Origin of the sequence: Aeromonas sp. YN13HZO-058 (assembly GCF_001921245.1) — a bacterium.
Classification (GTDB): domain Bacteria; phylum Pseudomonadota; class Gammaproteobacteria; order Enterobacterales; family Aeromonadaceae; genus Aeromonas; species Aeromonas allosaccharophila.
The window spans coordinates 37,962-49,785 of record NZ_MQSY01000004.1; the positions used below are offsets into that span (position 1 = coordinate 37,962).

Genomic DNA, 11,824 nt, shown 5'->3' on the forward strand with positions numbered 1-11,824 from the left:
GGATGGGGTATCAGTGAAAAATAAAGTTAAGTTTATTATTTCCTCTTCATGGAAGCCAAATATAGAAGAATTCTTGTCATCTTTAGGTGTATCAACAGGAGGACTCGGCGAACAAATTTTTCATTCGGTTTATGAAGCATTTTTTGAAACATCAATTAATATAAAGGAAGAATATGAGCGATTTTATTCTGTTGAATATAGATGTTTATCTGATTATGTAGAAATTAGATATGGAAAAATTCTCAGCAATGAGGATTTAGAAGCAGAGAGCATTTTTGCCATCACTTGGGTACCACAAGTAGTTGACGATGTATATGAAGAAAACAAATTAGATTTAGTAATGGATAGTCTTGCAAGACTAAATAAGGGGCATCATGAAAATCAAGCTTGACTTTATATCAAACAGTTCATCCACCTCATTTGTATATATATCAAAAAATGAGTTTACTCTTGATAAATTCCTTAAGTCGGTTGGTGTTGATAAACATGGCCCTGTTGGAGAACTTTTTTGTGATATGTATGCCGAATTAAATTCCGCGATTACAAATCATGGAAGTTCAATAAAAACGATAGAAGAGGCAAATGCTTTGTTGGGCTCTTATGAATTTACTCCAGAAGTTATAGATAAAATTAAAGATGGTATTATAAATGGGAGAAATGTTGTTACGTCATCCTTGAGTAGCGATGGGAGTTTTGCTGAATCATTGCTTTGCATGACTATATTTGAAATCGATTCCGAACATTTTTATATTAATGCCTATAATAACTACTGGTGATTTATGATTAAGGTGAATCGATTTAAAGATCTTGGCTATACAACGATTTTTAATAGTCTTACCGGTTTCTTTGCTCGCATTCCAGATAAGGGCAAGAGAGAACCATTCTGGTCTCCGCATGGACCAGAACTAATGGATATATCTATAACAAATTGGTGTGACAAGGGATGTGCATTTTGCTACAAATCATCTACAAATCGTGGCACTCACATGCGTCTTAGTGATTATAAAACCATTGTAGACCAAGCGGCCAATATGGGCACTTTTCAAGTCGCTCTTGGTGGAGGTAATCCAAATCAACATCCGGACTTCATAGAAATATTAGAATATACGAGACTAAAGGGTATTGTCCCAAACTATACAACAAATGGCCGTGGATTGAGTAATGAAGTTCTTAATGCAACTAGAAAGTACTGTGGAGCAGTAGCTGTTTCTGCATACCCACCATATGATGAAACTGAACAATGTTTGAAAAAACTGATTCATATCGGTATCAAAGTTAACTTACACTTTATCTTAGATTCCCACAGCATTGACACTGCCATAAACTGGCTAAAAGAACCGCCTGTGTTTTTGAAAACCATCAATGCAATTATATTTCTTAATTATAAGCCTTCTGGAAGAAAAGTCTTTGAAAACAAAATGCTAAGAAATAGCAAAAAGCTCGATGAGTTTTTTCAGTTAGCTACTTCAGAAGAGAGAAAAATAAAGGTCGGTTTTGATGCTTGTTGTGTCAGTGGAGTATTTGCCAGAACAGGATCTAGCCCGGTCATGGTTGATGCATGTGATGCTGCAAGATTTTCAATGTATATAGCTGAAGATATGAAAGTGTACCCATGCTCATTTCAAAGTGGTCTTGTATCAGGTGACCTATTTAACGACAAGACATCACTAATAGACATATGGACAAAATCTAAAAACATGCAATCTTTTCGTAATTACTTTAGTTCGAATCGCTGTGGAGAATGTAGCCACAAAAATAACTGTATGAATGGATGCCCCATTTTTGAACATATAGTAGTCTGTGGAAATCGATAGCTTTATTTTCTCTAATAAATTATACCGAGAAAAAATAGGAATTTTTTATGTAAAGCCATTCACCTCTATTAACAATTAATCGTACCAGCAGCTACTTGATATATTTTTGCTGATGACTAAAGTATAAATGGAACAATCATCTTTTTATTCACCCAGCACTAACTATCGCTTTCTCTATAATGCCTATCTGGACTTTATTAAGTAATAACTGATAGTGGTAATAATCGTCAAGATATATATATAAAGATAATACTTCAGCATTCCCTTTGTAATAATGCAGATCTACCTCTGAAAGCATCAAAAAAAGCCTCGTACCCCCTCGCCCAAACAAAAACCGCAGCCCAAGGGCTGCGGTTTTTTTATTTTCTCAACCTGTTGCCAACAACAGGCCACCGGCCTTACGCACGGCGCCAGCTGGTCTTGCCGGCGCTGTCTTCCAGTACGATACCCATCTCGGTGAGACGGTTGCGGGCGGCATCCGCCGCAGCCCAGTTCTTGTCGGCACGGGCCTGATTGCGCTCGGCGATCAGGCGCTCGATCTCGGCCACTTCGTCGTCCGCTTCGTCACCCTTCAAGAAGGCGTCCGGATCCTGCTGCAGGATGCCGAGCACGGCGCCCAGCTCGCGCAGACGGGCACCCAGCGCGGCAGCTACGGTGATATCTTCCGCTTTCTGGCGGTTGATCTCGCGCACCAGATCGAACAGGGCGGAGTAGGCTTCCGGGGTGTTGAAGTCGTCGTCCATCGCCTCTTTGAAGCGAGCCACCTGCTCGTCGCCACCGGCAGCAGCGGCCAGCGGCAGATCGCGCAGGGCGGTGTACATCCGCTCCAGCGCGGCGCGGGCTTGCTTGAGGTTATCTTCCGAGTAGTTGAGCTGGCTGCGGTAGTGGCCAGACATCAGGAAGTAACGGACGGTTTCGGCGTCATAGTGGGCCAGCACGTCACGAATGGTGAAGAAGTTGCCAAGGGATTTGGACATCTTCTCTTTATCCACCATCACCATGCCGCTGTGCATCCAGGTGTTGACGTAGTCGCCACCGTGTGCGCAGCAGGACTGGGCGATCTCGTTCTCGTGGTGCGGGAACTGCAGATCGGAGCCGCCGCCGTGGATGTCGAAGTGGTTGCCAAGGTGCTTGGAGTTCATGGCGGAGCACTCGATGTGCCAGCCAGGACGGCCCGGGCCCCAGGGGCTTTCCCAGGTCGGCTCGCCCGGCTTGGACATCTTCCACAGCACGAAGTCCAGCGGGTTGCGCTTGGCATCGACCACGTCAACGCGGGCACCGGCTTGCAGCTGCTCCAGATCCTGCCCGGAGAGCTTGCCGTAGTCGGCATAGGATTCGACGATAAACATCACGTCGCCGTTATCGGCCACGTAGGCGTGATCCTTGGCGAGCAGGCTTTCCACCAGTTCGATGATTTCGCTGATGTGCTGGGTGGCGCGCGGTTCGATATCCGGGCGCACCATGCCGAGGGCGTCGAAGTCGGCGTGCATGTCGCCAATCAGACGCTCGGTCAGGTCGTCACAGGTGACGCGGGTTTCAGCGGCGCGCTTGATGATCTTGTCATCCACGTCGGTGATGTTGCGCACGTAGGTGAGGTCGTAACCGGCGTAACGCAGGTAACGAGCCACCACATCAAAGGCGACGAAGGTGCGGCCGTGGCCGATATGACAGTGATCGTAGATGGTGACACCACACACATACATGCCCACCTTGCCCGGGTGGATAGGTTTGAATTCTTCTTTTTGACGAGTGAGTGTGTTGTATATCTTCAGCATCTTATAACCACTGCCTGTGAGTAAAATGGTTGGTCATAATACCCCGTTCAAGGGCAGAAAACGAGGCGGAAAATGTGGCCAATCCCGCCTGCCGCCTATGTTCTGGCACTGGATGCGCCCTTTGCAGCACTTTCTGCAACACTATGCCGCAGCCCCTTGATGGGCTAGAATTGCCACCACTTTATGCCACACCCCGCAAGCGCCCTGTCGCTTGCTCACTTTTCGTTCAAAAGTATGAAAGGACATATCATGGTCACTCTGCACACCAATCACGGCGACATCACCCTCACCCTGAACGCTGAAAAAGCCCCGGAAACCGTGGCCAACTTCCTGCAATACTGCCGTGACGGTCACTACGACAACACCATTTTCCACCGTGTCATCGACGGCTTCATGATCCAGGGCGGCGGCTATGCTCCCGGCTTTGAAGAGAAAGATACCCGCGCTCCCATCAAGAACGAAGCGGCCAACGGTCTGTCCAACAAGGTCGGCACCATCGCCATGGCCCGCACCAGCGAGCCGCACTCTGCCAGCGCCCAGTTCTTCATCAACGTGAACAACAACGACTTCCTCGACTTCAAATCCGCCACCACCCAGGGCTTCGGCTACTGCGTATTCGGTGAAGTGACTGCCGGGATGGACGTGGTCAACAAGATCAAGGGCGTCAAAACCGGTAACTACGGCCGCATGCATCAAGACGTGCCGACCGAAGATGTGGTTATCACCAAGGTGACCCTTGCTGACTGATCTTTGCCAACTCGGCACGGATGAAACTGCGGCCCCGGCCGCAGTTTTTCCATCTGCGTCCGCCAGCGTCAGAGCGAACTGGCGCCGCCTCGACTATCTGGCCCACGGCAACGAACGCCAGCGCTCGGCCCATGCCCTGCTCACCGCCGGTGTGTGGGATGCGCTGGCAGCGCAGTGCGCCGATCTGGCGCTGGTGAGCACGCTCGCCATCGGCCTCGATCGGCCAGGCAGCGATCTCGATATTCTCTGCCAGCATCCAGATCCGGCTGCGTTTGCCGCTACTTTTGCAGACCAAGGTTGGCAGGCGAGCGCCAAGGGCGACAATATCTGGCTGCTGGAGCGCGTTTTTCCCTGTGCCGCCGATAGCGGTTGCAATAACCGCATCGTCAGCTGGCCGCTGGAGCTCTACGTCACCCCCGCCCCCATCGAGACGCTGAACGGCTGGCGCCACCTCACCCTGATGGCCGCCCTGCTCGAACGCTTTGGTGATGCTTTCTACCGCGAAGTTTTACGCCTGCGCCTTGAGCAAGGCTTGAAAGGGGAAGCGGCGATGTGCCGTTTGCTGGGGCTGGCGGGCGATCCTTACGCTGCACTGCTGACGCTGGAGGGACGCAATCTGGCCGAGCTGTCATGGCAACCCCCATCCCGTGACGCTATGCATACCTCAACTGGCGCGGCGGCGATGGTGCCTGTCGTGCAACCTTCGTCCCCTGTGTTTTCCACTATCTCTGCCACTCCTGTTTGCCCTGTTTCGACCGAGAGCCCGACCCCCATATCATGAGCACCCTCTTTATCAGTGACATTCACCTCTCTGCCCAGCGGCCCGATATGACCGCGGCACTGGTGCGCTTTCTCGAGCATGACGCCCCCGGCGCCGATGCCCTCTATGTGCTGGGGGATCTCTTCGAATTCTGGATTGGCGACGATGACCCCAATCCGCTCCATCAACAGATGGCCGACGCCTTCTTGGCCCTGAGCCAGCAGAACGTGCCCATCTACTTTATTCACGGCAACCGCGACTTTCTGCTGGGCCAGCAGTTTGCCAAGCGCGCGGGGATGACCCTGCTGGGCGACCCCTGCGTGATCGAACTCTATGGCGAGCGGGTGCTGCTCAGCCACGGCGATCTGCTTTGCACCCTGGATGAGGGGTATCAGAAGTTTCGTCGCATCACCCAGCTCAAGTGGCTGCGTTGGCTCTTTTTGCGGCTGCCGCTGGCCCGCCGTCAGGCCATCGCCTGCAAGATGCGCGGCCAGAGCCAGATGGAGAACGCCCACAAGAGCCAGATCATCATGGATGTGACGCCAGCGGCGGTGGACGACACCCTGCGCGCCCACGACTGCCGGATGATGATCCACGGCCACACCCACAGACCTGCCATCCACGACTTCACCCTTGATGGCCACCCCGCCCGCCGCATCGTACTGGGAGACTGGTTCGAGCAAGGCTCGGTGCTGGTCTGCCGCCCCGGCGAGCAGCGGCTGGAAATGCGGGCGCTGGCAGAGGCTTGATAGCCCGCCAGTTTGGTTGACCCACCAAGCGATCTGCCTCCCATCATCATGCCCCCGTCGTTCGCGCCACCCGGTTCACTGTGCATCAGGCGCGAACGAATAAGTGGTGATCGCTCACAGATCAGCAAAGCAAACCTGCACTCCTCCCTCAGTCCCCGGGTTGTGTGAACCCCGTCACCTTGCCCCTTGCCAATTGAGAGGATGATGGCGCTCAGGCAGAAACATCTTTCTCGCCAGCTATTTCAACAAGTTGAGGTTTATATGCCTGACAGCAATGCGGTCGCTCACCCGTTCGATGCCAAGAAGATCAATGTCAACGATCCCTATGAGATGAAGCAGTGGGTCAAAATGTTCGAGTGCACCGAAGTCCAGCTGAAACGGGCGGTCAAAGCAGTCGGCACCTCTGGCAAGGCGATCAGAAAACACCTCAAGAAGTGAGGGCATCACCCCGTCACAGACCAGGCCCCGCTCGCGGGGCTTTCTCTTTCTGACATCTATTTAACAGCATCTATTTCCGACAAAGCGCCCAGTACGCTGGCGAAAGAAGTTGTGGTTTGAAATCACCGCATTTCGGAAAAACAAAAAAAGGCCACTATTTCTAGTGGCCTTTCGTAACTCTTTGATTGCTTTACTTAATAACTGGTGCCGAGGCCGGAATCGAACCGGCACGACGCGAACGTCGAGGGATTTTAAATCTGATTTGGCCCTATGAGAAAAGAAGCACTTACATAAAAATCAAAGAGTTAGTAAACCAATGAAGGCCAAAAATGACCACCCATTTAAAATTTTGTCGCCACTCTGTCGCCACTTTCAGCCCCCACCTGACAACATTCTCTGCAGCTTTCCCCACTCCTCGGCATACTCCCGACGCAGATAAAACTGCCGCAAGTTGATGGTGGTTTTCTTTAGAAGCCCCGCTTCGGATTCTTCTTTCAGCAGAGCCTGGATATCAAGCCAAAGCCGATCCCTTTCAAAGCCGCTCCAAATCTCAGGGACAGGGGTCAACATGTTGGTGTAACAGACAGGGGCAACCCATTCGAACAACGCTTTTTCCACATGCTCTATGGGAAATGCCTTTGCTACTTTGGCGATGTAGCGATAGTCCACTTCGTTATCCACGAAAAACCCTGAGAGGGCTTCACACAACTCGATATCAGACCTAGTTCCCTTCATCAGAACCCTCAGCCTCAACCCCACCCGAATTATTCTAAACCACAAACAGAAAGAGGATTTAGACGAATAGCATCCTCCAAGTGATCAGGAGCAAAGTGTGCATAGCGCATGGTCATGGCGATGGTGGAATGGCCCAGGATTTTCTGCAGCACCAGGATGTTACCGCCATTCATCATAAAGTGGCTGGCGAAGGTGTGGCGCAGAACGTGGGTATTTTGCCCGGGTGGCAGTTCCAGCCCTGCCCTTTCGACCACCATTTCGAAGGCTCGATAACAGTCACCGAACAGGCGACCGCGCTTTCTGGGTAACTGGGCATAGAGCTCGGGGCTGATGGGGACGCTGCGGCTTTTCTTGCTCTTGGTGCGGGTGAAAGTGATGCGGTTGGGGGATACCTGAGACTGGGTTAACTCTTCCACCTCAGACCAACGTGCCCCGGTGGCCAGGCAGAGTTTCACCACCAACAGCAGATCGGGGTTTGGACTCTCAGCGCAGGCGGCCAGCAAACGTTTGAGTTCGTCAGGATAGAGAAAGGCGAGTTCGGCCTCAGCCACCTTGTAGGCCCGTAGCCCATCGAGGGGGTTTTCCCCCTGCCACTCCCCTAGCCTTTTCAGCTCGTTAAATACAGCACGCAGGTAGGCATGTTCACGGTTAACGGTATTGGGAGTGACGCCCTGCTTCTCCTGGTTGATGGCGCGTCGGTCGGTGATATCACCCGAGAGGCGAGCTTCACGGTAGGCAGCAAAAGCGCGAGCGGTGAAGTTCACCGCCAGCGGGTCTCCGAGGGAGTGGCAGACTGTCAGCAGCTTGGATTTACGAGCCTCACCATCACGCAGACTCTGGCCATGGCGGCCAAACCAGAGTTCGACCAGATCGGAGAGTCGCCGGCCATCGGTTGGTTCCCCCTGTCCTTCCAGCCAAGGCTTGCCCTTGTCCGGGTCCAGCACAAAGCGCTCAAATGCCAGCGCCTCCCCCTTGGTAGCAAACTGCTTGCGGATCCGAAGGGCGTCGGGGTTGGTTTTACCAGGACGACCATTTGGATATATTTCAACCAACCACTTTCCAGACACTTGTTTTCTTATAGCCATAAGCTCCTTAACAAAGGCTATGAGGCTTCAATCACAGACCTATTTCTTTAATTTAAAGACTCGTACTATCTCTGTAAATAAATCAGAGAACACATTATTTATGTTGCTATCTTTCAATATCACCCTTGATTTTCATCGTAATTCTAGCACCGATGTTTATAAATTTCTTTTCGACACAAAAATGGAAAATTGAGCAAAACGCCAACAAGGAGCACAAAGAAAAAATATTGGACTGAAGAATAGAAAGCCCCATAAAACCACCAAAATCCATAAAGTATTGCATCATCCAATTATGGAATATATAAATGGAGTACGTTAACTCTGATAGAAATACGAGCCAGGTTATATTTTTGAAATTCTTTCTAAATGCCCAACAAATTAGAAAAAGAATAATTGCGACTGTTAGAAAGTGAGTGTTTTGCAGTCTATTGTTTATTGATGGCATTGTTATGAGATATGAAAGCCATACATAGACACTCAACGCAAAAATAATATATTTATTTGAAAGCCCCTTTTCCCACAAATAGACACAAGAACCGACGAATAAAAATGGTAAAAACATAGACGCATAACCATTACTCCAACCATAGGCTAGGGGGAAAGGCTCTAAGTATTGGATTAATAATATGATTATTGCATATACTATTGGCAACACTTTTGTGTATCCAAAAAGCCCTAGCTTCAGCATTAGAGCAATAACGATATAAAAATATATCTCAATTCTTAATGTCCATTCAACATTATTTAAAGAGTAAGGTGTCCCCCAAAAGTCACCGAGCAGAGCAATTCGTGGCAATATTATTGATAATGATGGGATTGGTTCCCCTTTGAAGATATGGTTCAACATCATCTCAATTATTACTGCAACTATGTAAAGCGGATATATTCTAAAAAATCGCCTAACAATGAAAACATTAAAGTCTTCTCTCATCGCCACGCATGTTATTATATAACCAGAAATAAAGAAAAAAACAATTACACCAGCACCACCAAATTCTATAAATGGAGATAACATTGACACCATAAGTCTCAATGTTATATGAACATCCATATTGTTCGCAAACAAAGCCAATTGTTCATAATATCTGTGCGCAATTAAAACAGAAAGAAATGCAAACACCCTTAAATAATCAAGAAAATATATTCTACTATCTTCTCTTGATTGTTTATTATTGAGGTTTTTCATTTAATGGACAATCCTTTTATTTTCCATATAAACACCTAACATTCTAATTATTAGACCACTTGGTATTTTCTATCGCCCAAATTTCAAGCATGTCGATTGCAACTTTGTATTAATACAATTAAAGTCATCTTAATTGACTTAATATAACAAATTTTTTATTGTTAAAAATTTCTGCACCAACTGTTTATCGCCCTGTTTGTCTTTTTCTAAATGTTCTGTGTTCTACCATCACACCGATGATCTGGATGTGCTGCCGGTCAGAGTGCATGGTGGGGTAATCGTCGTTGAGGGGGACCAGTTCAAACACTTCTTGCCCGTTCTCATCAATGCCACGGGGCCGGTACTTTTTGAAAGTGGTCTCATTGCTGCCGTTCTTGGCCACGACGTAATCCCCAGGTTGCGGCGCTTCGTCGGGGTCAACGATGATCAAGTCCCCTTCTTTGAACTGCGGCAACATGGAATCACCACGTAGCCAGAGGCCAAAGCCACAGGTCCCAATGTCGACACTGGCCGTCACATACTCAACATTGCCATCGAAGGTAGTGGCCTGCTCGCACATCTCACGCCAGTTCCCCGCGTGGACATAGCTGATCACAGGGATCCGCTTACCTTGGGGTATCACCGCCGATTCGACGTTGTGGAACCCTGGTATTGGTTGAGTGGGTGACACTTCGGAACCAGTGCCATTTCCCGTCAACAACCAATCCACTGTCACGCCAAGGGCTTCGGCTAAATCATTGAGATAACGCCCTTTTGGCTCTGCGCCTCCCCTCTCCCAATGACTGACAGCCACCCGAGTTACGCCAACTCGGGCAGCTAACTGATCTTGTGTAAACCCACAGGCTGATCGCCGGGTCTTAATGCGTTCGCTTACGTTCATGTAAGAGAGATTACACCCCAAGTTACGTAACTAGATTTACTTTTTAGGTAAATTAACTTGCTCTCGAGCTTTTCATGATCGTAAAGTAAGTTTCGTAAGTTAGTTAACCAAGGTGCTATCGACCATGAAAACAGCAGACGCAGTAGCTCACTTTGGGGGAATCGCCCCATTAGCAAAGGCATTGGGCGTAAAGACGCAGGCGATCTCTCAATGGAAAGAGAAAGTCCCAGAGCTGCGCTCCTACCAAATCGAAGTGCTTACCGGCGGCAAGTTGAAAGCCGATCAGCATCACACCGCGCAAGGTCGCGCGTAACTGAACTCGCAGGAGGCAAGCATCCATGATTATCGCCCCCATCCATATTGATACCCCGGTTTGCACCGTCGAGAACTTCTCCGAGCGTAGCGGCCTGACCCAGCGCACGATCGAGAACTACGTACGAGCTGGCCGCATTCCCATCATGCCCAAGCAAGGCCGATCTGAAAAAGTGCTGATCAACCTGGTGCTCTACACCCAACAGGCCATGAATCAGCCGGGTCTGGAACCTGCACCGGCACCTGTCCGTCGCCCTAGAGTGTCGCGCAAGCAGAGGGATGAAAGCCATGTTTGAGCAAACTTGCAGCAAACATCATCACTTTGACTCTGCATGCTCGCGCTTTGCCGCCAGCCATTCTTTGGCCGAAGTGGCCCGCGCTGCAGGTATCGGTGAGCAGGTATTGCGCAACAAGCTGAACCCGGCACAACCGCATCAACTCACCGCTCGGGAACTGGTAGCTATTTATCACGCCACCGAGGGGGACGAGACCCTGTTCGATGGTCTGTTGTTGGAGTGCGGCCTCACTGCAGTGGCTATTCCCAAGGCTGATCGAGCCCCTTCCTTGCCCCACCAGGCCATCGATCTGAACGCCAAGATCGCCAGCATTGGCCTGCGAGCACTGGAGCTGACCGACCGCGGCAGGATCACCCGCTCTGAGCGCAACACCCTTGTGAGTGTGGCCACTTCGGCCATGGGGTCACTCGCCATCCTGATCCACGACATTGAGGCCCGCTTTCAAGCGGTCCCGACCCTGGCCTGTGCGTCAGACATCCTGATGCAAACCATGACCATGTAAGGGGGAACCCATGCAAACCCAACGCATTGACCATCAACAACGCAATTTGGCTGGCCTGACGCCAGAGGAACAGGTGGCCATGAACACCGCCGGCTGCATGTTGCTGCGCGAGATGTTCGGCAAGAAGCGCTCGAGCCTCGACACCGACTGGCTGGCACTGGGCCAGGCCAAGAAAGCGGCCATCTGTGCCATCGCCCGCCAGCCACGGGGCGAACTGATGAGCGCCACGCTGTCGGCATTGCCACATGCACAGCGCGAAGTGCTCCGCCTTGCGGTGATTGCACTGGAGTACCAAAGCGAATTTCGCGGCGGCTGTGACACCAAGGTATGGCACCCGGCACCGGTCGCCAGATCTATCCGGGATATCGAGAGGGAGAAGAAAGAGAGAGCAGCAAAGCTGCGCATGAAACGCGCGGTGCTGGCAGCAAGCCAGATGACCGGGCAAGGCCCACGTCCTATTGGGCAATAAAAAAGGCTATGTCCCAATTACGTGTTGCATGGGGTGCCCCAGCGCCTCATGCAAACACGCTTTGATATTCACGCCC

General features: G+C 50.3%; 16 protein-coding genes. 11 read left to right on the forward strand and 5 right to left on the reverse strand.

All coding sequences use genetic code 11. The features are described from left to right. Positions 1-13 precede the first annotated feature (13 nt). Genes BSP75_RS21370 through BSP75_RS00240 form a run of 3 tightly spaced genes read left to right on the forward strand, consistent with a single transcriptional unit; the run spans position 14 to position 1,814 of the window. Positions 14-391: a hypothetical protein gene (locus tag BSP75_RS21370; protein ID WP_148140564.1), complete on the forward strand. Its 378-nt coding sequence runs from the start codon at positions 14-16 to the stop codon at positions 389-391. Beyond that, positions 375-776, forward strand: a complete 402-nt coding sequence (locus BSP75_RS21375; RefSeq protein ID WP_148140565.1) for a hypothetical protein — start codon at positions 375-377, stop codon at positions 774-776. The genes BSP75_RS21370 and BSP75_RS21375 overlap by 17 nt, the downstream gene beginning before the upstream one ends. A 3-nt stretch (positions 777-779) precedes the next feature. After that, positions 780-1,814 (forward strand): radical SAM protein, encoded by a 1,035-nt coding sequence (locus BSP75_RS00240; protein ID WP_075111810.1) that lies wholly within the window; start codon positions 780-782, stop codon positions 1,812-1,814. A 398-nt stretch (positions 1,815-2,212) separates the two neighbouring features. On the opposite strand, the gene cysS is transcribed toward BSP75_RS00240, so the two are convergent. Beyond that, positions 2,213-3,589 (reverse strand): cysteine--tRNA ligase, encoded by a 1,377-nt coding sequence (gene cysS, locus BSP75_RS00245; protein ID WP_075111811.1) that lies wholly within the window; start codon positions 3,587-3,589, stop codon positions 2,213-2,215. 249 nt (positions 3,590-3,838) lie between these two features. Between cysS and BSP75_RS00250 the strand changes: the two genes are divergently transcribed. From BSP75_RS00250 to BSP75_RS00265, 4 genes are all read left to right on the forward strand, one after another. Next, positions 3,839-4,336 (forward strand): peptidylprolyl isomerase, encoded by a 498-nt coding sequence (locus BSP75_RS00250; protein ID WP_042655573.1) that lies wholly within the window; start codon positions 3,839-3,841, stop codon positions 4,334-4,336. Further along, positions 4,326-5,117, forward strand: coding sequence for a DUF4269 domain-containing protein (locus tag BSP75_RS00255; RefSeq protein WP_075111812.1), 792 nt, complete (start codon positions 4,326-4,328; stop codon positions 5,115-5,117). The genes BSP75_RS00250 and BSP75_RS00255 overlap by 11 nt, the downstream gene beginning before the upstream one ends. Beyond that, positions 5,114-5,845, forward strand: a complete 732-nt coding sequence (lpxH, locus tag BSP75_RS00260; protein ID WP_075111813.1) for a UDP-2,3-diacylglucosamine diphosphatase — start codon at positions 5,114-5,116, stop codon at positions 5,843-5,845. Before BSP75_RS00255 ends, lpxH begins: the two co-directional genes overlap by 4 nt. A 261-nt stretch (positions 5,846-6,106) precedes the next feature. Then, positions 6,107-6,283, forward strand: a complete 177-nt coding sequence (locus tag BSP75_RS00265; RefSeq protein WP_021229425.1) for a DUF3606 domain-containing protein — start codon at positions 6,107-6,109, stop codon at positions 6,281-6,283. Between the two features lie 372 nt (positions 6,284-6,655). On the opposite strand, the gene BSP75_RS00270 is transcribed toward BSP75_RS00265, so the two are convergent. The 4 genes from BSP75_RS00270 to BSP75_RS00285 form a co-directional block, all read right to left on the reverse strand. After that, entirely contained in the window at positions 6,656-6,964 is a 309-nt protein-coding gene (locus BSP75_RS00270) for a hypothetical protein (protein WP_362858332.1), read from the reverse strand. Between the two features lie 83 nt (positions 6,965-7,047). After that, positions 7,048-8,103, reverse strand: coding sequence for a site-specific integrase (locus BSP75_RS00275; RefSeq protein ID WP_075111815.1), 1,056 nt, complete (start codon positions 8,101-8,103; stop codon positions 7,048-7,050). 106 nt (positions 8,104-8,209) lie between these two features. Beyond that, positions 8,210-9,289 carry an acyltransferase gene (locus BSP75_RS00280; protein ID WP_075111816.1) on the reverse strand — a complete coding sequence of 360 codons (1,080 nt, stop codon included), beginning with the start codon at positions 9,287-9,289 and terminating at the stop codon, positions 8,210-8,212. A gap of 184 nt (positions 9,290-9,473) precedes the next feature. After that, entirely contained in the window at positions 9,474-10,169 is a 696-nt protein-coding gene (locus BSP75_RS00285) for a S24 family peptidase (RefSeq protein WP_075111817.1), read from the reverse strand. 124 nt (positions 10,170-10,293) lie between these two features. On the opposite strand from BSP75_RS00285, the gene BSP75_RS00290 reads away from it, so the two are divergent. The 4 genes from BSP75_RS00290 to BSP75_RS00305 are packed head-to-tail and all read left to right on the forward strand — an operon-like array spanning position 10,294 to position 11,748. Further along, positions 10,294-10,482 carry a Cro/CI family transcriptional regulator gene (locus BSP75_RS00290; RefSeq protein ID WP_075111818.1) on the forward strand — a complete coding sequence of 63 codons (189 nt, stop codon included), beginning with the start codon at positions 10,294-10,296 and terminating at the stop codon, positions 10,480-10,482. A gap of 25 nt (positions 10,483-10,507) precedes the next feature. Further along, positions 10,508-10,777, forward strand: coding sequence for a regulator (locus BSP75_RS00295; protein WP_075111819.1), 270 nt, complete (start codon positions 10,508-10,510; stop codon positions 10,775-10,777). Continuing rightward, a complete protein-coding gene (locus tag BSP75_RS00300) occupies positions 10,770-11,279 on the forward strand; it encodes a phage regulatory CII family protein (RefSeq protein ID WP_075111820.1) in 510 nt (169 codons plus the stop codon). Before BSP75_RS00295 ends, BSP75_RS00300 begins: the two co-directional genes overlap by 8 nt. Before the next feature lie 10 nt (positions 11,280-11,289). Further along, positions 11,290-11,748 carry a hypothetical protein gene (locus BSP75_RS00305; protein ID WP_075111821.1) on the forward strand — a complete coding sequence of 153 codons (459 nt, stop codon included), beginning with the start codon at positions 11,290-11,292 and terminating at the stop codon, positions 11,746-11,748. Positions 11,749-11,824: the final 76 nt, after the last annotated feature.